This window comes from Ancylobacter sp. VNQ12 (assembly GCF_049445835.1).
In the GTDB taxonomy this organism is placed as follows: domain Bacteria; phylum Pseudomonadota; class Alphaproteobacteria; order Rhizobiales; family Xanthobacteraceae; genus Ancylobacter.
Map to the genome: position 1 here is coordinate 67,366 of NZ_JBMSDU010000012.1, position 20,066 is coordinate 87,431.

The 20,066-nt window shown below is 67.0% G+C and carries 18 protein-coding genes and 1 tRNA gene; 9 read left to right on the forward strand and 10 right to left on the reverse strand.

Annotated elements, in window-relative coordinates:
* Positions 1 to 76: 76 nt before the first annotated feature.
* Both ACO2RV_RS16165 and ACO2RV_RS16170 read right to left on the reverse strand, forming a co-directional pair.
* The gene (locus tag ACO2RV_RS16165) at positions 77 to 3,964 is read right to left on the reverse strand and encodes an autotransporter domain-containing protein (protein WP_423294811.1); all 3,888 of its coding nucleotides are present in this window, start codon (positions 3,962 to 3,964) and stop codon (positions 77 to 79) included.
* Positions 3,965 to 4,680: 716 nt separating this feature from the next.
* A tRNA-Ala gene (locus ACO2RV_RS16170) sits at positions 4,681 to 4,756 on the reverse strand.
* 170 nt (positions 4,757 to 4,926) lie between these two features.
* Between ACO2RV_RS16170 and ACO2RV_RS16175 the strand changes: the two genes are divergently transcribed.
* Both ACO2RV_RS16175 and ACO2RV_RS16180 read left to right on the forward strand, forming a co-directional pair.
* The gene (locus ACO2RV_RS16175) at positions 4,927 to 5,211 is read left to right on the forward strand and encodes a YggT family protein (RefSeq protein ID WP_423294813.1); all 285 of its coding nucleotides are present in this window, start codon (positions 4,927 to 4,929) and stop codon (positions 5,209 to 5,211) included.
* Positions 5,208 to 5,540, forward strand: a complete 333-nt coding sequence (locus tag ACO2RV_RS16180) for a DUF167 family protein (RefSeq protein ID WP_423294815.1) — start codon at positions 5,208 to 5,210, stop codon at positions 5,538 to 5,540. The genes ACO2RV_RS16175 and ACO2RV_RS16180 overlap by 4 nt, the downstream gene beginning before the upstream one ends.
* Before the next feature lie 5 nt (positions 5,541 to 5,545).
* Here ACO2RV_RS16180 and ACO2RV_RS16185 read toward each other — a convergent pair whose 3' ends face one another.
* From ACO2RV_RS16185 to ACO2RV_RS16195, 3 genes are all read right to left on the reverse strand, one after another.
* The gene (locus ACO2RV_RS16185; RefSeq protein WP_423294817.1) at positions 5,546 to 6,055 is read right to left on the reverse strand and encodes a GNAT family N-acetyltransferase; all 510 of its coding nucleotides are present in this window, start codon (positions 6,053 to 6,055) and stop codon (positions 5,546 to 5,548) included.
* A gap of 112 nt (positions 6,056 to 6,167) precedes the next feature.
* Positions 6,168 to 7,997 carry a translational GTPase TypA gene (typA, locus tag ACO2RV_RS16190; protein ID WP_423294819.1) on the reverse strand — a complete coding sequence of 610 codons (1,830 nt, stop codon included), beginning with the start codon at positions 7,995 to 7,997 and terminating at the stop codon, positions 6,168 to 6,170.
* Between the two features lie 133 nt (positions 7,998 to 8,130).
* A complete protein-coding gene (locus ACO2RV_RS16195) occupies positions 8,131 to 8,364 on the reverse strand; it encodes a hypothetical protein (protein ID WP_423294821.1) in 234 nt (77 codons plus the stop codon).
* Between the two features lie 206 nt (positions 8,365 to 8,570).
* Here ACO2RV_RS16195 and ACO2RV_RS16200 point away from each other — a divergent pair, with 206 nt between their 5' ends.
* A complete protein-coding gene (locus tag ACO2RV_RS16200) occupies positions 8,571 to 8,825 on the forward strand; it encodes a hypothetical protein (RefSeq protein ID WP_423294823.1) in 255 nt (84 codons plus the stop codon).
* Between the two features lie 6 nt (positions 8,826 to 8,831).
* On the opposite strand, the gene ACO2RV_RS16205 is transcribed toward ACO2RV_RS16200, so the two are convergent.
* A complete protein-coding gene (locus ACO2RV_RS16205) occupies positions 8,832 to 9,947 on the reverse strand; it encodes a site-2 protease family protein (RefSeq protein ID WP_423294825.1) in 1,116 nt (371 codons plus the stop codon).
* Between the two features lie 149 nt (positions 9,948 to 10,096).
* Between ACO2RV_RS16205 and ACO2RV_RS16210 the strand changes: the two genes are divergently transcribed.
* The 3 genes from ACO2RV_RS16210 (at position 10,097) to ACO2RV_RS16220 (ending at position 12,565) form a co-directional block, all read left to right on the forward strand.
* Positions 10,097 to 10,597 carry a pyridoxamine 5'-phosphate oxidase family protein gene (locus tag ACO2RV_RS16210; RefSeq protein WP_423294827.1) on the forward strand — a complete coding sequence of 167 codons (501 nt, stop codon included), beginning with the start codon at positions 10,097 to 10,099 and terminating at the stop codon, positions 10,595 to 10,597.
* A gap of 223 nt (positions 10,598 to 10,820) precedes the next feature.
* Positions 10,821 to 11,267 carry a MarR family winged helix-turn-helix transcriptional regulator gene (locus tag ACO2RV_RS16215; protein WP_423294829.1) on the forward strand — a complete coding sequence of 149 codons (447 nt, stop codon included), beginning with the start codon at positions 10,821 to 10,823 and terminating at the stop codon, positions 11,265 to 11,267.
* Positions 11,264 to 12,565 carry a multidrug effflux MFS transporter gene (locus tag ACO2RV_RS16220; protein ID WP_423294831.1) on the forward strand — a complete coding sequence of 434 codons (1,302 nt, stop codon included), beginning with the start codon at positions 11,264 to 11,266 and terminating at the stop codon, positions 12,563 to 12,565. The genes ACO2RV_RS16215 and ACO2RV_RS16220 overlap by 4 nt, the downstream gene beginning before the upstream one ends.
* 81 nt (positions 12,566 to 12,646) lie before the next feature.
* Here ACO2RV_RS16220 and ACO2RV_RS16225 read toward each other — a convergent pair whose 3' ends face one another.
* The 4 genes from ACO2RV_RS16225 to ACO2RV_RS16240 form a co-directional block, all read right to left on the reverse strand.
* Positions 12,647 to 13,873: an argininosuccinate synthase gene (locus ACO2RV_RS16225; protein WP_423294833.1), complete on the reverse strand. Its 1,227-nt coding sequence runs from the start codon at positions 13,871 to 13,873 to the stop codon at positions 12,647 to 12,649.
* 109 nt (positions 13,874 to 13,982) lie between these two features.
* Positions 13,983 to 14,534 (reverse strand): hypothetical protein, encoded by a 552-nt coding sequence (locus tag ACO2RV_RS16230; RefSeq protein ID WP_423294835.1) that lies wholly within the window; start codon positions 14,532 to 14,534, stop codon positions 13,983 to 13,985.
* A gap of 6 nt (positions 14,535 to 14,540) precedes the next feature.
* Positions 14,541 to 15,788: a 23S rRNA (adenine(2503)-C(2))-methyltransferase RlmN gene (gene rlmN / locus ACO2RV_RS16235; protein ID WP_423294837.1), complete on the reverse strand. Its 1,248-nt coding sequence runs from the start codon at positions 15,786 to 15,788 to the stop codon at positions 14,541 to 14,543.
* Between the two features lie 86 nt (positions 15,789 to 15,874).
* Positions 15,875 to 16,645 (reverse strand): GyrI-like domain-containing protein, encoded by a 771-nt coding sequence (locus ACO2RV_RS16240; protein ID WP_423294839.1) that lies wholly within the window; start codon positions 16,643 to 16,645, stop codon positions 15,875 to 15,877.
* A gap of 222 nt (positions 16,646 to 16,867) precedes the next feature.
* Between ACO2RV_RS16240 and dapF the strand changes: the two genes are divergently transcribed.
* From dapF to ftsY, 3 genes are read left to right on the forward strand one after another with little or no spacing between them, the layout of a single operon-like run.
* Positions 16,868 to 17,758 carry a diaminopimelate epimerase gene (gene dapF, locus ACO2RV_RS16245; protein WP_423294841.1) on the forward strand — a complete coding sequence of 297 codons (891 nt, stop codon included), beginning with the start codon at positions 16,868 to 16,870 and terminating at the stop codon, positions 17,756 to 17,758.
* Between the two features lies 1 nt (position 17,759).
* Entirely contained in the window at positions 17,760 to 19,034 is a 1,275-nt protein-coding gene (mtaB, locus tag ACO2RV_RS16250; RefSeq protein WP_423294843.1) for a tRNA (N(6)-L-threonylcarbamoyladenosine(37)-C(2))-methylthiotransferase MtaB, read from the forward strand.
* Between the two features lie 5 nt (positions 19,035 to 19,039).
* Entirely contained in the window at positions 19,040 to 19,981 is a 942-nt protein-coding gene (ftsY, locus tag ACO2RV_RS16255) for a signal recognition particle-docking protein FtsY (RefSeq protein ID WP_423294845.1), read from the forward strand.
* The last annotated feature ends 85 nt before the right edge of the window (positions 19,982 to 20,066 follow it).

Below are 20,066 nucleotides of genomic sequence, written 5' to 3' on the forward strand. Positions count from 1 at the left end.
GCAGCCCACCCCATCCCGAACGCAGGTTCAGGAGGGACGCGCTTTCAGTGAACGGGCGTTCAGAAGGCTACACCCCTCAGAAACTGACCCTGAGGCTAGCGTTGAAGCCGTTCTGTGTGACGCCGTCGCCAAACTGGCCGGTATAAGCGATGCCCAGCGTCGAACTGGTGCCGAGGCGCATATCGAGACCGGCTTCCAGAACCGCCGCATTCTCGGCGATCGGCGCGCCGGTCACGGTGAAGGCGTCGGAGCCGAGGAACGCCTGGCTGATCGCCGGCGTGATGTCCCCGAAGGCATGGCGCCAGCCGACCGCCCCGCGCAGCGTCGCTGCATGGGCGCCGAGTTGCACTTCCTTCGCCACCCGCAGGCCCAGCGTGGCGAAGGTCGTGTCCATGTCGGCCCCGTCCGAAGACAGCACCGCCGCCCCGCCGGTCTCGGTGAAGCCATCCGTGTCGAGGCTGACATAGGCGAGATTGGCGAAGGGCTCGATGGCGGCCAGGGCGGTGTCGAGCCGATAACCCAGTTCGCCGAAGGCCTGGAAGGTGCCGACGGTATAGTCGGCCGACAGGCTGTCGGCGAAGCTGGTGAACCCCACCGAGCGGCCGGTGGAGACGTCCTGCCACGTATAGGCAAGGCCGGTGCGCAAGGCGAGCGCGTCCCAGTTCCTGCCGGCATAGAGGCCGGCGTGCCAGTTGTCGCTGCTGCCGGAGGCGTTGCGGCCGGGAATCGAGAAGTCGGTGTAGCTGTAGCCGCCGGCAACGCCGACCCGCCAGCCCTCGCCGGCAACGGTGTCGGCGCCGATCAGGAAGCCGCCGGTGGAATCGCTGATTCCGGCGGCGTTGGAGGTGCCGTCGAACGTGCCCCAATTGCCGAAGCCGGCGGTCCACAGCGCGAACTTTTCTGCCGACGCCGGCGCAGGGGAGGCCTTGAGTGGCATGCTCATATCGGCCGCCAGCCGCACCTTCGAGGGCGCGGCATAGGCCAGCGCGCCGCCCGCCGTCTCGACCACGCTGATGACGCTACCCGCGGAGGCGCCGACGCCGCCCTGCACCGCCCGCAGCCGATCGTTCAGCGCGCCGCGAATCAGTGAAGACTGCTCCATGAACACGCTCTGGGCCGAGGCATGCACCTCGCCGGAGAGCTGGTCGAAGGCCCATCGGGCCTCCGCCGCCGAGGACAGAAACAGCAGCGAGTTATACAGCGCCAGCGGCGTGCCGGACTGCGCCAGCGTGTCCAGCGCCGCCGCTGTGGCCAGTTGGTTCGGCGTCTGCGCGACGGTGACGAACACCGCGGGAGGCGCGGGTTCAGGCGCCGGTTCAGGCGTCGGATCGGGTGGAGTCGGATCAGGCGGGGTCGGGTCCGCGCCCCTCACGGCAACCACGACATTCACGCCGGTGGCCAGGTCGCTGACCGTGGCAGTCAGGAAGATGGAGGCGGTCGTTACCGAACCGAAGCTGCCGACCACGCCGCCGGCGGCGTCGAGGATGAGGTAGGTCTGGCCGTTCTGATAGCTGCTCTGCGGGTCGAGCGCGATGAGCCGCAAGCCCGATCCATTGAGGGAGATCTGGCCGGAGGCGCGAAGGAGGTCGCTCGTTCCATTTCCGGCCAGTTCCACCTCATAGGTCGCACCCGACGCGAAGACCACATCGCCGGCGACGTTCAGCGTGCCGATCGAGTTGCCCGGCGCCACGACGCCGCCGGCCGCCACGGTCACCGATCCGGTCGTGCCATTGCCGCCCAGAATCGCGCCCGACTCCACCTCTATGGCGCTGCCAAGCGCGCCATTGACCGCGAGACGCCCGGCCGTCACCGTCATCAGGCCGGTGAAGGCGGAGCTGTCGCCCGTGAGGTTCAGCGTGCCGCTGCCGGCCTTGGCCAGCGTGCCGACGCCGGTGATGACGTTCGCCACGGTCACGTCGGTCGTCTGGTCGAAGGTCAGCGACGCGTTGTTCTGCAGCTCGATATCGCCGTCGAGGCCGGAGGTCGCGTCGAGGAAGGTGAGCCGATTGGCCCCGCCAAGAAACTGCACGGCGCTGGCCTGCGTCAGACCATCCCCCGACCAGCCGCCGGATATCGTCCCGTCATTGATGAGGATGAGTCCGCTGCCGATGACACCCGCGCCGCCGGCGCCGTCGGCCCCGCTGAAATCGAGACCCGCATAATTGCCTGTCGCCACCGGGGCCGTGCCGCCGGCACCGCCGTCGCCGCCCGTGATGGAGCCATTATTGGTCAGCGTCACACCCGGCGCGGCGAAATACACGCCGATGCCACCATCGCCGCCGGCACCGGCGGCAAAGCCATTGACATAGGAGCTTCCGCCCGCACCGCCGTGGCCGCCGATAATCGTCATGGCCGTGCTGAAGTCCCCGCCACCAAGGATCAGCGCACCATAGCCGCCCGCACCGCCACCACCACCCGAGCCGAAAACGCCAACAGGCCCATCACCACCCCGGCCACCATTGCCACCAGACAGGTCGCCGCCAGTGAACACGCCACTGAAGCCATTGCCGTGATACCCGCCGCCGCCGCCGCCAGAACCGCCGCCACTAGACCCATTGACGGATACCGAGCTTTGGCCATCGCCCCCGTCGGGATGCCCAGCCGACCCTCCGGCGCCGCCCACCCCCGGCGAGGTGCCGGGGCCGCACACGCCACCGCATGGATCCCCATCCGCACCGGCTCCGCCGCCGGCGCCACCGCCGCCACCGCCATAATAGGTGGAACCGCCTTCCGCCCCCGCCTCGCCGGAATAACCCGCGCCACCTGCCGGCCCCGGAGCGATATAATAAACCCAGGCATTGTCGACGCGCATGCGCGCGCCCTTGCCGCCGCCCGCCCCGCCATCGGCCAGCGCCGGGCCGGCGCCGAGGAGACCGGTTCCGAACAGGCAGCCTCCGGAGAGAATGGTCGCGGCAAGCAGTGCCGCCGCGCCACGACGGACGATGGCTCGGCATGCGCCATCCACCGTGACAGAGCCTGCACCGACCGGGCCCGCGCCGAATGGGCCCATCCCGGCACGCTGCGACCTGCCAGCCGTCCGTCGCGGCGACGCGCTCCACGTCGGCGGCGGGTCGAGCCTGGTCTTTCCCTCCTCCAACACGCGCGCATAGGCGGCCCCTACGCGTTCCGGCGCACACGTTTCGCGGAACGGCCACTCCGGCGACGACTCGCGAGCGCGTCCGGCCAGAAATGCCTCGGCGTCGGCAAGCGAGGGGGTCAGCGGGTCGAGGAAGCAGGCCTGCCCGCGGAAAAGCTCGCGATGGACTGGAATATCCGACAGCAGCAGCGGCGCGCCGTGAAGCGCGGCTTCCGCCGCCGACATGTTGAAGCCCTCGAAATGCGACAGCGAGACGAAGGCCCGCGCCCGGCGATAAAGTCCATCCAGCCGGCGCCGGCTGACATAGCCGAGGTGGTGCACGCGCGATCGAGCCCCATCGGGCAGATCGGCAATGAGGCAAGCGATCCGCGCGCCACCATGACCGGTGATGACGAGTTCCAAGCCAGGATCGTTTGCAGCCAACTGCGCAAAGAAGGCGAGCAGACCGGCAAAGTTCTTGTGCGGATGATAATGGACCGACGCGAGGAGATAGGGTCGGCGTGCGACCGCCACGCTCCTCGTGCCGCCCGGCCCGACGTCGATCGGGTTGTAGATCACCCGATGCTGGCGTGGTTCGCCGATGGTGTCGAGGAACTGCGCGCGCGCCGCCTCGCTGATGAAGATGATCTCGTCTGCGTTTTCGCGGGTTTCCGCAAATGTGCGATGGAGCGCGGCAAGCCGTTCGTGGGAAAACAGCTCCGGCAGATAGGCGAACTGCACGTCGTGCAGCACATTGACGACACGCGGCCCGCCCGCCCGCGCATGGCCGGGTACCGGCGATTGGAAATTCGGGAAGAAGAAAGTCGCGTTGGGATAGAGCCTCGCCAACCGCTCGGCAACGAGGCGCTCACGGTGCAGGTACGGCATCGAAACATCGGTCAGGCCGAGACCACGTGCCACATCCCGCGCAGAAACCAGTCGATTTCCGTATTGCTGTTTCAGACTCTGGAAGAGAGTGCGCGAAAACTCCACCACGCCGCCGATGGCAGGGTAATCATGAACAATATCGAAATAGTATATGTCCGTGTCAGCGGCCGTATTCGAAGGTCGAACGCCTGACACCTTGGATTGAATCCGCCTCACGCTTCGCACCTTGGTTGCGTTGGCCCTATAGAGATTAAGCTACAATGGCCAGACCATAATTCAACCACGAATCGGCCATCATTCTTACGGCGTCGAACGATCGAAGTCCCAATATTGACTTGTCGGCCCGGCGTGCCGGCGAACCGAGAATTCCGTGTAGCTGCCGGTGCCTGTCGCGGATTGCGCCGGGCGCGGCCGACATCGCGCGGGGATGATCGTTCTTGGTCTTCGCGATGTGGATGGCTGGGCTTTGAGGTCCAGGCGCTTGCAGTGGACGGACAGTGCCGGCTACCGTCATTTGGTCAGCAGCGCCGGAAAGAACAGGGCAAGAGGCCGGCATCCCTTGCCGACGGACGTCGACCTGCCATCTCGCGCCGCATTTGCCGATAGCGGCCATCGCCCGACCATCGACTGCGACCCGTGAGTGAAGGATCGGCCTGCAATGGCTTTGAATGGTATCTGGGATACCCGATAAGCTATTGAGCTTAAACCGGTTTAGATGGTGGAGCCGAGGGGATTTGAACCCCTGACCTCTGCAGTGCGATTGCAGCGCTCTCCCAACTGAGCTACGGCCCCGTGCCTTCAGGCCGCGCCTTGTACGTTCGCCGCCCGCCCGCTGTCAAGGCAGCTTCCGGCCTCCGGGGGAACTGAGGTGTGAATCAGGGTTGCCGCGATGCAGCGACCCCATTAAGCATCTTGCAGCGTGGCTCTGCGCCGCGCGACAGGCCCCCGTTCCGAGGCTCGCGATGTACTCGCTTCTCTGGCTTTTCGACACGATCATTACTCTCTATGTCTGGATTCTCATCGCCTCGGCCATCCTGTCCTGGCTGGTGGCATTCAATGTCGTGAACCCGCACAATCAGGTCGTGCGCTCGGTCGGCGAATTCCTTTGGCGGGTCACCGAGCCGGTGCTGGCGCCGCTGCGCCGCATCCTGCCCAATCTCGGCGGCATCGACATTTCGCCGGTGGTCCTCATCATCGGCCTCTACTTCATCCGCAACCTCGTCTTCGAGATCGTGGCCGGCTCGTGAGCGCCAGCGAGGGCGTCAGCGCCTGGACGCTGACGCCTGACGGACTGGTCGTCACCGTGCGCGCGACCCCGCGCGGCGGGCGCGACGCGATCGACGGCATCGTGGAGCTCGGCGACGGCCGGCAGGCGGTGAAGGTGCGCGTGTCGGTGGCGGCAGAGGATGGCAAGGCCAATACGGCGCTCGCCCGGCTGCTGGCCAAGGCAGGCGGCGTCGCACCGTCGCGTGTCGAGCTGCTGTCGGGTGCAACCGGCCGGACCAAAAGCTTCAAGCTGAGCGGCAATGCTGCCGAGCTTGCCGAGCGGCTTCGTACGGTGATCGGCAAAGACTAGGCGGTTCAGCCGTTCCAGCCGAAGGCGAGCTTGTCGAGGCTGCGGCCGCCGAAGGTCTCGCTGGAGCGGGCGACGCCCATGCCACCCATCGACCGATAGAAGGCCAGCGCCGGCTCGTTCGCCGCCAGCGCCCAGACGGCCAGCCCGTCGAAGCCGACGCTCGCCAGTTCCTTGCGCGCATCGCCGAACAGCCGGCGGCCGAAGCCGAGCCCCTGATATTCCGGACGCAGATAGAGTTCGTAGATCTCGCCTTCATAGGGCAGGCCGCGCGCCCGGTTGCGGCCGAGATTGGCGTAGCCGGCCACAGCGTCGCCGAAGGTGAGCACGATGACGCGCGAACCGCGCTTGAGTGCGGTCTCCCACCAGGCCGGCCCGCGGCGCTGGATCATCTTCTCAAGTTCGCCGCCAGGAATGAGACCGCGATAAGCGGCCCGCCACGCCGTATCATGGATGTCGGCGATATTGGCAGCATCGGCCGGGCGAGCCCGGCGTGTCTCGACGAGAAGCGTGCTCATGACCTGATGGGAGCAAATGCGCTCCCCCGGATCAAGACCCTCGACGAGAAATGCACGATCGATTGAAGCCGGCGTGGCCGTTACGCCACGCCGAAATGGGCCTGACGTGACGTCAGACGCCTTCCGCTTCCTTGCGGCGCTCCTCACGCTTGCGCTCGTTCGGATCGAGGAAGCGCTTGCGGATGCGAATCGACTTCGGCGTCACCTCGACCAGCTCATCGTCCTGGATCCAGGCCAGCGAGCGCTCCAGCGTCATGCGGATCGGCGGGGTGAGGCGCACCGCCTCGTCCTTCGAAGTGGTGCGGATGTTGGTGAGCTTCTTGCCCTTGAGCACGTTCACCTCAAGGTCGTTCTCGCGGTTGTGCTCGCCGATGATCATGCCCTGATAGACCTTCCAGCCCGGCTCAATCATCATCGGGCCGCGGTCCTCGAGGTTCCACAGCGCATAGGCCACCGCCTCGCCAGCCTCGTTGGAGATCAGCACGCCGTTGCGGCGGCCGGGGATTTCGCCCCGGTGCGGCTGATAGGCGTGGAACAGCCGGTTCATGATCGCCGTGCCGCGCGTATCGGTCATCAGCTCGCCCTGATAGCCGATGAGGCCGCGGGTGGGAGCGTAGAACACAAGGCGCTGGCGGCTTCCGCCCGACGGCTTCATCTCCACCATCTCGGCGCGGCGCTCGCTCATCTTCTGCACGACGACACCGGAATATTCCTCGTCGACGTCGATCAGCACTTCCTCGATCGGCTCGAGAATCTCGCCGGTTTCCTCGTCCTTACTGAACACGACGCGCGGGCGCGACACGGCGATCTCGAAGCCTTCGCGGCGCATGGTCTCGATCAGAACGGCGAGCTGGAGTTCGCCGCGGCCGGAGACGAAGAACGAATCCTTGTCCGCGGCTTCCTCGATCTTCAGCGCGACATTGCCCTCGGCCTCGCGCAGCAGGCGGTCGCGGATGACGCGGCTGGTCACCTTGTCGCCCTCGGTGCCAGCCAGCGGCGAATCGTTGACGATGAAGGACATGGTGACGGTCGGCGGGTCGATCGGCTGGGCCTTGAGCGGGGCGTCCACGCTCAGGTCACAGAAGGTGTCGGCGACCGTGCCCTTGGAGAGGCCGGCAATGGCAACGATGTCGCCCTGCACACCTTCCTCGATCGGCTGGCGCTCGATGCCGCGGAAGGCGAGGATCTTGGAGACGCGGCCCTGCTCGACCAGCGAACCGTCCTGCGCCAGCACCTTGATCGACTGGTTCGGCTTGATCGAACCGGAGGTGATGCGCCCGGTGATCATGCGGCCGAGGAAGGGGTTGGCTTCCAGCAGCGTGCCGATCATGCGGAACGGGCCGTCATCCACGGTCGGCTCGGGAACATGCTTGAGCACGAGGTCGAACAGCGGCGCCATGCCCTCGTCCTGCGGACCTTCCGGAGAATGCGCCATCCAGCCATTGCGGCCCGAGCCGTAAAGGATCGGGAAGTCGAGCTGCTCGTCATTCGCGTCGAGCGCGGCGAACAGATCGAACACCTCGTTGATGACTTCCTGGGCGCGCGCGTCGGAACGGTCGACCTTGTTGATCGCGACGATCGGGCGCAGGCCCACCTTGAGCGCCTTGCCGACCACGAATTTGGTCTGCGGCATCGGACCCTCGGCGGCGTCGACCAGCACGATGGCGCCATCCACCATGTTGAGGATGCGCTCGACCTCGCCGCCGAAATCGGCGTGGCCGGGGGTGTCGACGATGTTGATCCGGGTATCCTTCCAGACCACCGAGGTGGCCTTGGCGAGGATGGTGATGCCGCGCTCCTTTTCCAGGTCGTTCGAATCCATCACACGCTCGGCGACGCGCTGGTTTTCACGATAGGAGCCGGACTGCTTGAGCAGCTCGTCCACCAGCGTGGTTTTGCCGTGGTCGACGTGGGCGATGATGGCGATGTTGCGCAGCTTCATAAATAAACACCAAAAAGCGAGCCCGAAGCCTTCCGGGCCCGCGTTGAATTTTGCGGCGCACTATACTGAGAAAGCCCGCATTGGCAATGACAGCGCGGCTTTTCGCGTTTCATGCCGTTCACCGGCCCGGCAATCAATGATCCTGCCGCATCTCCCACAGCCGCAGAATCTGCGGCCATTTCAAAATCGCGCCGTCCGGCGTGCGCAGCCAGGCGACCTCGCGATTGGATGGCGACTGGGTCATGGCGAAGGCGACGGCGTCGTCGACGCTGTCGAATTCATAGCTGTCGGGCCAGGCGCCGGGCGCGTCGACCGCGTGTGATGCCGGCCAGTATTGCAGCCGGACGGGCTCGTGATCAGGCGTCATGAACCTTGATCCTCCTCCTCGGGGCAAGAAGCACAGCCACAACCGCGCGCGAAAGCTCCCGCGCGAGGAAGCGACGGTTTGGATCAACGCCACGGGAGGGCGAAGGTTCCGCTTCGGAAAATACCGCTCCGCCACCGCACCGGACCTTGAAGCCGCGCGGCAGGGAGCCCAGTTTCAGAGGGGCAGGCCAGAGAGGGATGGAACCGATGATTCAGTCGAGCGGCAAGCCGATCGATCCGGCCAACTATACCGAGCGCGAGATCGACGAGAGCATCGAGGAGAGCTTCCCCGCCAGCGATCCGCCGGCCTTCAGCGGCACGACCGGCAACGAGCCCCCGCCGGCGGACAAGCAGGAAGTCGAACACACCGAGGCCGACATCGACGAGGCACTGGACGAGAGCTTCCCGGCCAGCGATCCGCCCTCCTTCACGCCGGTGACGGGAGTGAAGGAAGGCAGCTGATTCGCCTCACGCGGACGGCTTGCCCGCCCACGGCCCGAAGCGGGCCTCGGGTTGCGCGGCGCGCAGCATCATCATCTCGCCGACATTCTCCGGCGACAGCAGTCCGATCAGCTTGCCGGCCGCATCGACGACACCGACGAGCGGCGCACCGCTCTCGGTGATGATCTTGAGCGCGCGGTCCAGCGGGGTTCGCGCGCCGACGGTGGGCACCTCGCCCTGCATCGCCTCTATCACCGAGGAGGCCGGCCCCTTGGCCTGAAGCGCGTGGATCATGGCGTCGCGCGTCAGCACGCCGCGCAGATGGCCAGCGCCGTCGACGATAGGGAATTCCTTCTGCGTGGTGCGGATCAACGCCTCGGCGGCGTCGCCCACGCTGGCCTGCGGCCCCAGCACCTCGAACTGGGTGATCATCGCGTCCTGCACCAGGAGCCCCTGCGCCGCCTGCTTCATCTGCACCTGCCCCGCCTCGCCCGAGGCGGCGAGGAAGACGAAGACGGCGATGATGATCAGCATGGGATTGCCGAAGATGCCGAGCAGGCCGAGGCCGATGGCGAGCGCCTGACCGATGGAGGCAGCGGTCTGCGTCGCCTGCGCATGGCCGAGCTTCATCGCCAGCAGCGCGCGCAGCACCCGTCCACCGTCCATCGGGAAGGCGGGGATCATGTTGAACACGACGAGGAAGATGTTAGCGGCGGCAAGCTTGGCCAGAAGGCTCACCTGCGGATTCTCGATGCTCTCGATGTGCTCCATGCCGATATTGCCGCCGAGGAACAGCAGCAGCACGCCGGCAATGACGACGTTCACCGCCGGTCCGGCCAGCGCGACGATGAGTTCCTCCGACGGCTTCTCGGGAATGCGCTCCAGCCGCGCGATGCCGCCGAAAGGCCAGAGTGTCACTTCCGGCGTCTTCACGCCGTAGCGCCGCGCCGCGAAGATGTGGCCGAACTCGTGCAGCAGCACGCACAGGAACAGCAGCGCCACAAAGGCCACGCCCTCCCACGCCGCGCCGGCCCCGCCCCGCTGGTAATAGGCCGCCCAGATCCAGATCAGGAACAGCAGGAAGGTGACGTGGATGCGCACGGCCGTGCCATAGACATAGCCGACGGTAAGCGACCAGGGCATGGAATTCTCCTTCAGGCGGGCCGAGGTACCCGGCAACGCCAGCATAGCCATGCCGCGCGACGGCGGCATCCTTTTCGCCCGCCTTCGCCGACGATTTCGGAACTGCCCCACCGCTGGGAGTGTTGCCCCTCCAGCAGAGGGAGGCTCCCATGAGCGACGACAGGACGACCCGCGAGGCCATCGACAAGGTGTGGTCGATGATGGACGACATCCGCATCTGCATGCTGGTGACGCGCGAGGGCGAGACGCTGCGCGGGCGGCCGATGGATGCCCACCCCTCCCGCGAAGAGGGCTGCATCTGGTTCCTCTCCGACCGCCGCGGCCACAAGGACGAGGAATTGCAGCGCGATCCGCAGGCGGTGCTGACCTTCGCCCATCCGGGCCGGAACGACTATCTCTCGGTCTCCGGCGAAGCCGAGGTCTCTGGCGACCGCAGCAAGATCGACGAACTCTGGACCGACATGAACAAGGCGTTCTGGCCGAACGGCAGCAACGATCCGAACATCTGCGTCGTACGCTTCCTGCCGGATCGCGCGGAATACTGGGACGGCCCGTCGAGCTCGATCGGCGTCGCGCTGAAGATGATGGCGGCACGGCTCGCCGGCACGCCGACCGACCTTGGCGAGAACCGCAAGGTGCCGCTGGACTGAACCCCCTCTCCCGGCCCGGCGGAGCCGCACGCGAGGCGCCGAGCCGGGACCCGGCGCAAGACTCGCAGGAGGTCCGCATAGCTGATTGCGTCGCTGCGCGGATTTTCTCCTAAATCGCGGATTGGCATGGCGCGACCTGTCCGGAAAACAGAGAAAGCGACGTGGAATCCGAGCCAAGATTTCTCTTGATAGTAAGTTTACCTTATAATATGTCATACATATCATGACAGAGGTTCCTCTCGGCTTTCTTCTCGTCGATGCCGCCCGGCTCTACCGCGCGCGCCTCGACCGTGCCTTCGAGCAGGCGGGCCTCGGGCTCACCGCCGGCGAAGCCCGCACCCTCGCCCATGTCAGCATCAATCCGGGCCTCCGGCAGGGCGTTCTGGCCGAGCGCATGAATATCGAGCCGATGACCATGGTGGGTTATCTCGACCGGCTGGAGAGCCAGCGGCTGATCGCGCGTGACCCTGATGCCACCGACCGGCGCGCCAAGATCGTCCGGCTCACCGAAATGGCGGCGCCGCTGCTGGAGAAAGTCCTGGCCGTGGCGGCCACCGCTCGCGAGGAAGCGCTCGCTGGCCTCGCCCCCGACCAGCGCGATGCGCTGCGGACCGCGCTGGAACAGGTGCGCGCCAACCTGAGCCCGCCAAGCCGGAGCCCCGAGGCATGAAGCCCGTCATGACCGAAATGCGCACTGCGGTGATCGGGGCACTGCTCATCGTGCTCGGCCCCTTGAGCATGTCGCTCTACACCCCCGCCATGCCCGAGCTGGTGCAGGCCTTCGGCACCACCGCCTCGACGATGAAGCTGACGCTGAGCGTCTATTTCGGCGGCTTCGCCATCGCACAGCTCATCTGCGGCCCGCTGTCCGACGCCTATGGCAGGCGGCCGGCGGCGATCGGCTTCTTCTCGCTCTATGTGGCGGGTAGCCTCATCGCCGCCAGCGCGCCGGATGTGACCTGGCTCATCGTCGGCCGCGGACTGCAGGGCATCGGCGTCGCGGCCGGGCCGGCGATCTCGCGCGCCATCGTGCGTGACCAGTTCACCGGGCAGACCTCGGCCCGCATCCTCAATCTCATCGGCACCATGCTGGGCATCGGCCCGGCCATTGCCCCCACCCTTGGCGGGGCGATCCTCAGCGCCTTCGGCTGGCCGCCGATCTTCTACGTCATGGTGCTGTACGGGGTCGCGGCGCTCGGCCTCATCCTGCTCGCCGTGCCGGAAACCAATCCACACCCCGATCCGGCGCAGGCGCGTCCCGGGCGTATCCTGCGCAACTACGCGGCGCTGCTGTCCGATGCCGGCTTCATGCGGGCGAGCCTGCTGATCGGCTTCTCGGTCGGCGGCATCTACACGCTCGGTGCCATCCTGCCCTTCGTGCTGATCGACGTCGTCGGCCTCACGCCGACGCAGTTCGGCCTCGCCATGGTCTGCCAGACCGGCTCCTTCATGCTGGGCACGGTCATCGCCGGCCAGGCGATGAAATGGGTGGATGCCAACTGCCTCATCCCGGCGGGACTGGCGATCGTGCTGGGCGCGGGCGCCGCCATGGCGGTGATGCCGTGGTTGCTGCCCTATTCCTTCCTAACTGTGATGGGGCCGGTCGCGGTGTGGGCCTGCGGCATGGCGCTGGTCATGCCGGGCGGAACCACCTCGGCGCTGTCCGGCTCGCCGGCCGTCGCCGGCTCGGCGGCGGCCCTGATGGGCTGCTTGCAGATCGGCGGCGGCTTTGCCGGCACGGCGGTGGCGAGCCTGTTTCACGCCCCCACGACCGCGCTCGGCATGGTGCTGCCGGGCATGGCCGTGCTCGCCTTGCTCTCGGTCGTCCTGCTCAAGCCGAAGACCCGTACCGTGGCAAATGTGTCGATCGACGAGACTGACCTCGAGATCGCCGCCGATCCGGCCGGCGTGATCGGTGCCGCCGGCGACGAGATCGAACTCGACCTGTTCCGCAAGAAGTCGGCCTGAGCGCTCACTCCCCCGCAAAAGCAAAAAGCCGGCGAGCCATGCCCGCCGGCTTTTTAAATGTGCGGCAGAACGCGGCGAGGCTCAGCGGCCGACCTTGCGGTCGCGGTTCGCCAGCGTGCGCAGGCGCAGCGCGTTCAGCTTGATGAAGCCGGCGGCGTCGCGGTGGTCATAGGCGACCGCGCCTTCCTCAAAGGTGACGAGGTCCTGGTTGTACAGCGAGTACGGGCTCTCGCGGCCGACCACCGTGACGTTGCCCTTATAGAGCTTCAGCCGGACACGGCCGGTGACCAGTTCCTGGCTCTTGTCGATCAGCACCTGGAGCATCTCGCGCTCGGGCGAGAACCAGAAGCCGTTATAGATCAGCTCGGAATAGCGCGGCATCAGCTCGTCCTTGAGATGCGCCGCGCCACGATCGAGTGTGATGCTCTCGATGCCGCGATGCGCCGCGATCAGGATGGTGCCGCCGGGGGTCTCGTAGACGCCGCGCGATTTCATGCCGACGAAGCGGTTCTCCACAAGGTCGAGCCGGCCGATGCCGTTCTCCTTGCCGAGCGCGTTGAGCCGGGTCAGCAGGCTGGCCGGGGACAGCGCCTCGCCGTCGATGGCGACCGCGTCGCCCTTCTCGAAGTCGATGGTGATGTAGGTCGCCTTATCCGGCGCGTCTTCCGGCGCGATGGTCCGCATATAGACCATCTCGGGCGCTTCGACAGACGGGTCTTCCAGCACCTTCCCTTCGGAGGAGGAGTGCAGCAGGTTCGCGTCGACCGAGAACGGCGCCTCGCCGCGCTTGTCCTTGGCGATCGGGATCTGGTGGCTTTCGGCGAAGGCGATCAGCTGCTCGCGCGAGCGCAGGTCCCATTCGCGCCACGGCGCGATGATCTTGATCTCCGGCTCAAGCGCGTAATAGCTCAGCTCGAAGCGCACCTGATCGTTGCCCTTGCCGGTCGCACCATGCGAGACGGCATCACCGCCGACCTTGCGGGCGATCTCGATCTGCTTCTTGGCGATCAGCGGGCGGGCGATCGAGGTGCCGAGCAGGTACTGGCCCTCATAGAGCGCGTTGGCCCGGAACATCGGGAACACGTAGTCGCGCACGAATTCCTCGCGCACATCCTCGATGAAGATGTGCTCGGGCTTGATGCCGAGCATTTCGGCCTTCTTGCGCGCCGGCTCCAGCTCCTCGCCCTGGCCGAGATCGGCGGTGAAGGTCACCACCTCGCAGCCATAAGTGGTCTGCAGCCACTTCAGGATCACCGAGGTGTCGAGACCACCGGAATAGGCGAGGACCACGCGCTTGACGTCAGCCATGTCGAAGAGTTCCGCACGAAGGAGGCATCGGGACCGGCGGGAACCGCCGGAAAACGGCGCGGACTATAGGCATGGCGCGCTCCGGTGCAAGTATGCACATACGTATGTGCTAACTCGCACCTGCCGGCGGAGGCGGCGGCCCCTGCAAAGGGACAGGCGCGGATGGCGATGCGGGCATGGGCGGCGCAGAAACCGGAGGCACGGGCAGCGTGCGGCCGAGCGGCTTCCAGAAGCCCGCGCTCCAGCCCGCGACGAGCCAGTAGACCAGCCCGCCGGCAAGGCCCGCGCCCAGCACATAGGCCGTCGCGTCGTCGAACGGCACCGGCGCGTCGGGATAGGGCGGAAACAGCTGCGCGGCAATCCAGGCGGATATCGCGCCATTCGCCGTGTGGAAGATCCAGGAACGGACCGCGAAGGCTTCGGCGAACAGGATGCCGATGGCGGCGATGGCCCACATCACCAGCACGATGGCCATCAGCACGAAGGCCGCCGCCGCCAGCGTGTCGAACAGCGCGATCGCCTGCACCTCGTCATTGCCGGCCAGCAGGTCACCCAGCCGCCAATAGCCGAACATCACGACCGCCATGGTCGCGATCATGCCGGCGACGACGCCGAGCGGCACCAGGAGAAGGCGGATGAGAAGGCGCAGCAGATTGTCCATCCCGCACTATTCCGCCGCCGCCGCCATGGCACGCAAAGCGAGGCGCTCGCGGGCGGAGAGCTTCTCGGTCTCGCTCTTGAGCTGGCCGCAGGCGGCGAGGATGTCGCGCCCGCGCGGCGTGCGCACCGGGCTGGAATAGCCAGCGCGGAACACGATGTCGGAGAACTGCTCGATGGTCTCCCAGTCCGAGCACTCATATTTCGTGCCCGGCCACGGGTTGAACGGGATCAGGTTGATCTTGGCGGGGATGCCGGCCAGCAGCTTCACCAGTGCCTTGGCGTCGGCTGGCGAGTCGTTCACGCCCTTGAGCATGACGTACTCGAAGGTGATGCGCTTGGCATTCGAGGCCGCGGGATAATTGCGGCAGGCGTCCAGCAGCTCTTTCAGCGGGTACTTCTTGTTGATCGGCACCAGCACGTCGCGCAGTTCGTCGCGCACGGCGTGCAGCGAGATGGCGAGCATCGGACCGACCTCGCGCCCCAGCTTCTCAATCTCCGGCACCACGCCCGAGGTGGAGACGGTGATGCGGCGTTTGCCGATGCCGAGCCCTTCGCCGTCCGCCAGCACCTCAATCGCCTTGGCCACCGAGTCATAGGCATAGAGCGGCTCGCCCATGCCCATGAAGACGATGTTGGTGACGAGCCGATCGCCCTCGGTCGGCAGTCCGGGCCCGACGGCACGCTCCATGCCGGGATAATCACCGAGCCGGTCGCGCGCCACCATCACCTGCGCGACGATCTCGGCCGCCGTGAGGTTGCGCACAAGGCGCTGCGTGCCGGTATGGCAGAACGAGCAGTTCAGCGTGCAGCCGACCTGAGAGGAGACGCACAGCGTGCCGCGGTCGCTCTCGGGAATATAGACCATCTCGACATCATGCGGCTTGTCACCGGCAATGTCGGGCGGCAGGCGCAGCAGCCATTTGCGCGTGCCGTCATTGGAGACCTGCTCGACCACCACTTCCGGCCGGGCCAGCGTGAAGACTTCTTCCAGCTTGGCGCGCAGGCCCTTGCCGACATTGGTCATGTCGTCGAAGGAGGTGACGCCGCGCAGATAGATCCAGTGCCAGAGCTGGGCGACGCGCATGCGCTGCTCGCGCTCGCTCACGCCGATCTCGGCGAGCGCCTGCGCAAGGCCGGCGCGGTCGAGGCCGGCAAGCGAGCGCTTCGTCGCGCCGCGAGCTTCGGCGAGGGCACGAGTCTCGACGGAAACTTGCGCCCCGGCGGCGGAAGCCGCTGTGGTATCGATCAGGTTCATCGCTTTATCGAAAATGTGTGTTTGCGCGCCTCATAGCACAGTGCGGCGGGCGTGGCGAATAGGGCCGGCATTCACGAACCCGTCGCCTAGGGTGTCCCCGCCGCCGGCGGGCTGCCCGGCTTCAGCGGCACCCAGATGTCGATGACGAGATCGTCCTGCGAAGTGGTGCGCGGGTCGGAGCGATATTCCTCGACATAGAGGTCCTCCGCCTCCAGGTCCTTGGCATCGAGCAGGTTGGCGATCTGCTCATAGGTCGGGTCCATCGCGTCATAGGGCCCGCGATGGGTGAAGCGCAACGCCTTGCCGGCGGGCGAGGCGGACAACTGCACGTCGTTCTGCGGCTTTTCCATCGTGGCGCCCTCGAACGGCACCGCCGCCTCGAAGGTGAAGCCGTAATCGTCGGTCGAGGTGTAGATCACGAAGGAGGCGCCGTGCGGCTTCAGCTTCAGCCGCGCCATCTCGGCATCGACCTCCTTCAATGTCGCGACGATGGTGGTGAAAGCATCATCCCAATTGGCCTTGCCCGCCTTCATCAGCACCGGCACCGGCTTCATCTGCGCCGCATCGCCGAAGCCGTCCGGCCGCTTCATCGGATCGTCCTCCGGGGCGACGGCCTGCGTGTCGACGCCTTTCGGGTCCACCACGGGCGGCGCGACCATGCTGTCGTCGTCGAGCGGGTTGTCCGCCTCGGTCGAGGGGGATGGAGCCGCCCCCGGCGCGGCAGGCTGTGACGGAACGGGAGGCGGCGCCGCGTCCTGCGCCAGTGCGAGAGGCGACGCCACCAGTGTGCCGGTCAGGGCAAGCAACAGGGCGAACCGGCGCAGCACGTCATGGGCGGGCAGAATCTGAAAACGCATCGGATCACCGGGTAAAGCGCGAACGCGCCTCACTCTTAGCATCGCCGCAGCGCGCTCGCGACGGCACACGGCGCGGACGAGCATGCTCTCGTGCAATCGTGGCAGTGCGACGACACGTCGAGCCGCGAGCACGGCCGCGCTCCTTTGACACTGGTCATTTGCGCCCCGCTTCGCCATATAGGGGGCAGCAAGCTCACCCGGTCCCACACATCTCGTCTCGCCATGGCAGCGCTGGAAAACCGCCCCTTCGTGAAGATGAACGGCCTCGGCAACGAGATCGTCGTGCTGGATCTGCGCGACGCGCCGCTCATGGTCCCGCCGGAGGAAGCGCGGGCGCTTGCACGCCCCGAGGTGCTGCCCTTCGACCAGATCATGGCGCTCTATCCGCCGAAGACCGAGGGTACGAGCGCCTTTGTGCGCATCATCAATGCCGACGGCTCGGAATCGGGTGCCTGCGGCAATGGCACGCGCTGCATCGCACTCTACGAGGCTGGCCGCACCGGCCGCGACCACCTGGTATTCGAGAGCGTCGCCGGCCTGCTGGACTGCCGCATCGCCGGCGAGGCGATCACCGCCGATATGGGTATGCCGCATTTCGGCTGGCACGACATTCCGCTGGCCGGCCCGGTCGCGGACACGCGCGCCATCGAATTGCAGGCCGGTCCCGCCGATGCCCCGGTGCTGCGCGGCCCGGCGGTGGTGAATGTCGGCAATCCGCACGCCATCTTCTGGGTCGACGACATCGACGCGGTAGACCTCGCCCATTACGGACCGGAGCTGGAACACCACCCGATCTTCCCCGAGCGGGCGAACATCTCGCTCGCCCAGTTCGTTGGCCCGGATCATATCAGGCTCAAGGTGTGGGAACGCGGCGTCGGCCTCACGCGCGCCTGCGGCTCGGCGGCCTGCGCCGCCGCGGTGGCGGCCGCCCGCCTCGGCCTCGCCGGCCGGCGCGTCACCATCACCCTGCCGGGCGGCGATCTGGTGATCGACTGGCGCGAGAGCGACGACCATATCCTGATGACCGGCCCGGCCGAGTTCGAGTTCGACGGCCGGCTCAGCGCTGCCATGCTCGCCGCCAATAACCTCGACGCCCCCGCTGGCGCCGCCTGACATGCCGCTCGACGTCGTCACCTTCGGCTGCCGCCTCAACGCGCTGGATTCCGCCACCGTGAAGGCGCTGGCCGGCGCGGCGGGGCTGGAGCGCACCGTGGTGGTCAACACCTGCGCCGTCACCGGCGAAGCGGTGAAGCAGGCGCGCCAGGCGATCCGCCGGCTGAAGCGGGAAGACCCCGCCCGCCGCATCATCGTGACCGGCTGCGCCGCGCAGACCGAGCCCGCGACCTTCGCCGCCATGGACGAAGTCGAACGCGTGCTCGGCAACGAGGAGAAGATGTCGCCCGCGAGTTGGGCCGCGACGCGCCAGGCTCTGGATTTTGGCCTCGGCGCCGAGGAAAAGGCCGTCGTCGGCGACATCATGCGCGTGCGCGAGACCGCGGCGCATCTTCTGGATGGCGCGGCGGAGGGCATTGACGGGCACACCCGCGCCTTCGTGCAGGTGCAGAATGGCTGCGACCATCGCTGTACCTTCTGCATCATCCCCTATGGGCGCGGCAATTCCCGCTCGGTGCCGATGGGCGCCGTAGTCGCGCGGGTTCGCCAGCTGGTCGAGGACGGGTTCGGCGAGGTGGTGCTGACCGGCGTCGATCTCACCTCCTATGGCGCCGACCTGCCGGGCACGCCCCGGCTCGGCGCGCTAGTGCGCAATCTGCTGCGCCATGTGCCGGAACTTCGCCGGTTGCGGCTCTCCTCCATCGATTCGATCGAGGTCGACGACGATCTCATGCGCGCCATCGCCGAGGAGGAGCGGCTGATGCCGCATCTGCACCTCTCCTTGCAGGCGGGCGACGATCTCATCCTCAAGCGGATGAAGCGCCGGCACTCGCGGCTTCAGGCTATCGATTTCTGCCGCGAGGTCCGCCGCCGTCGCCCCGACATGGTGTTCGGCGCCGACATCATCGCCGGCTTCCCGACCGAGACCGAAGCGCATTTCCGCGCCTCGCTCGACCTCGTCGATGCCTGCGGGCTGACGCATCTGCACGTCTTCCCATTCTCGCCGCGTCCGGGGACGCCGGCCGCGCGCATGCCGCAGCTCGGGCCCGAGACCATCCGCGCCCGCGCCCGACGGCTGCGCGAAAAGGGCGAAGCGGCCCTTCAGCGGCACCTCGCTACTGAGGTCGGGGCCGAGCGCGAGGTTCTCGCCGAGCGCGGCGGCATCGCCCGCACCAAAGGCTTCACTCCGGTCCGGCTGGCGCGCCCGCTCGTGCCCGGCACCTTCGCCCATATACGTGTCGCGGGCCATGACGGCACGCGGCTGATTGCAGCGTGACCCTGATGAACGACACACCGAGCGAGCGCACCGGCTTCTGGAAGCGCCTGACCAAGGGCCTGACCCGCACCGCGTCGGAACTGTCGACCGGCATCACCGATCTGTTCACCAAGCGCCAGCTCGACGCCGCCACCATCGAGGATTTCGAGGACGTACTCATCCGCGCCGATCTCGGCGTCGAGAATGCCGCGCGCATCGCCGAAATCCTGAGCCTCGGGCTCTATGACCGCAAGATCAGCCCGGAGGAGGTGCGCGCCTCCGTCGCCCACGAGATCGAGGCGGTGCTAAAGCCGGTGGCGCGGCCGCTGGTGTTCGATCCCGCGGTGAAGCCCTTCGTGCTGCTGATGGTCGGCGTCAACGGCTCGGGCAAGACTACCACCATCGGCAAGCTCGCCTCGACCCTGCGCGCGCAAGGCAAGAAAGTCGTGCTCGCGGCCGGCGACACGTTTCGCGCCGCGGCCATCGAGCAGCTGAAGGTGTGGGCGGACCGTACCGGCGCCGCACTGGTCGCCCGCGCGCCCGGCGCCGATGCCGCCGGCGTCGCCTTCGATGCCGTGCAGAAAGCGCGCGACGAGGGCGCCGACGTTGTCATCATCGACACTGCCGGCCGGTTGCAGAACCGCACCGAGCTGATGGCCGAGCTGGAGAAGATCGTCCGCGTCATCAAGAAGCAGGAGCCGAGCGCGCCGCATGCCGTGGTGCTGACGCTCGACGCCACAGTCGGCCAGAATGCGCTGTCGCAGGTCGAGGTGTTCAAGCGGGTGGCGGGCGTCACCGGCCTCGTCATGACCAAGCTCGACGGCACGGCGCGCGGCGGCATTCTCGTCGCCATCGCCGCCAAGCACGGCCTGCCTATCCACCTCATCGGCGTCGGCGAGGGCATTGACGATCTGGAGCCCTTCGAGGCCCGCGATTTCGCCCGCGCCATCGTCGGACTTCAGGACTGAGGTCGACGGCGCCGACGGCGGCGCGCTCCGTAAAGCATGCGGGGAGGAACGGCTTGCAATTCCGCCATAGCTGGAACCTAGCTTT

What these genes read in the sequence shown, in the direction of transcription:
- ACO2RV_RS16165 (WP_423294811.1), bottom strand. Translation starts at nt 3,964, where the DNA reads ATGCCGTACCTGCACCGTGAGCGCCTCGTTGCCGAGCGGTTGGCGAGG.
- ACO2RV_RS16175 (WP_423294813.1), top strand. Translation starts at nt 4,927, where the DNA reads ATGTACTCGCTTCTCTGGCTTTTCGACACGATCATTACTCTCTATGTC.
- ACO2RV_RS16185 (WP_423294817.1), bottom strand. Translation starts at nt 6,055, where the DNA reads ATGAGCACGCTTCTCGTCGAGACACGCCGGGCTCGCCCGGCCGATGCT.
- typA (WP_423294819.1), bottom strand. Translation starts at nt 7,997, where the DNA reads ATGAAGCTGCGCAACATCGCCATCATCGCCCACGTCGACCACGGCAAA.
- ACO2RV_RS16195 (WP_423294821.1), bottom strand. Translation starts at nt 8,364, where the DNA reads ATGACGCCTGATCACGAGCCCGTCCGGCTGCAATACTGGCCGGCATCA.
- ACO2RV_RS16200 (WP_423294823.1), top strand. Translation starts at nt 8,571, where the DNA reads ATGATTCAGTCGAGCGGCAAGCCGATCGATCCGGCCAACTATACCGAG.
- ACO2RV_RS16205 (WP_423294825.1), bottom strand. Translation starts at nt 9,947, where the DNA reads ATGCCCTGGTCGCTTACCGTCGGCTATGTCTATGGCACGGCCGTGCGC.
- ACO2RV_RS16210 (WP_423294827.1), top strand. Translation starts at nt 10,097, where the DNA reads ATGAGCGACGACAGGACGACCCGCGAGGCCATCGACAAGGTGTGGTCG.
- ACO2RV_RS16215 (WP_423294829.1), top strand. Translation starts at nt 10,821, where the DNA reads ATGACAGAGGTTCCTCTCGGCTTTCTTCTCGTCGATGCCGCCCGGCTC.
- ACO2RV_RS16220 (WP_423294831.1), top strand. Translation starts at nt 11,264, where the DNA reads ATGAAGCCCGTCATGACCGAAATGCGCACTGCGGTGATCGGGGCACTG.
- ACO2RV_RS16225 (WP_423294833.1), bottom strand. Translation starts at nt 13,873, where the DNA reads ATGGCTGACGTCAAGCGCGTGGTCCTCGCCTATTCCGGTGGTCTCGAC.
- ACO2RV_RS16230 (WP_423294835.1), bottom strand. Translation starts at nt 14,534, where the DNA reads ATGGACAATCTGCTGCGCCTTCTCATCCGCCTTCTCCTGGTGCCGCTC.
- rlmN (WP_423294837.1), bottom strand. Translation starts at nt 15,788, where the DNA reads ATGAACCTGATCGATACCACAGCGGCTTCCGCCGCCGGGGCGCAAGTT.
- ACO2RV_RS16240 (WP_423294839.1), bottom strand. Translation starts at nt 16,645, where the DNA reads ATGCGTTTTCAGATTCTGCCCGCCCATGACGTGCTGCGCCGGTTCGCC.
- dapF (WP_423294841.1), top strand. Translation starts at nt 16,868, where the DNA reads ATGGCAGCGCTGGAAAACCGCCCCTTCGTGAAGATGAACGGCCTCGGC.
- mtaB (WP_423294843.1), top strand. Translation starts at nt 17,760, where the DNA reads ATGCCGCTCGACGTCGTCACCTTCGGCTGCCGCCTCAACGCGCTGGAT.
- ftsY (WP_423294845.1), top strand. Translation starts at nt 19,040, where the DNA reads ATGAACGACACACCGAGCGAGCGCACCGGCTTCTGGAAGCGCCTGACC.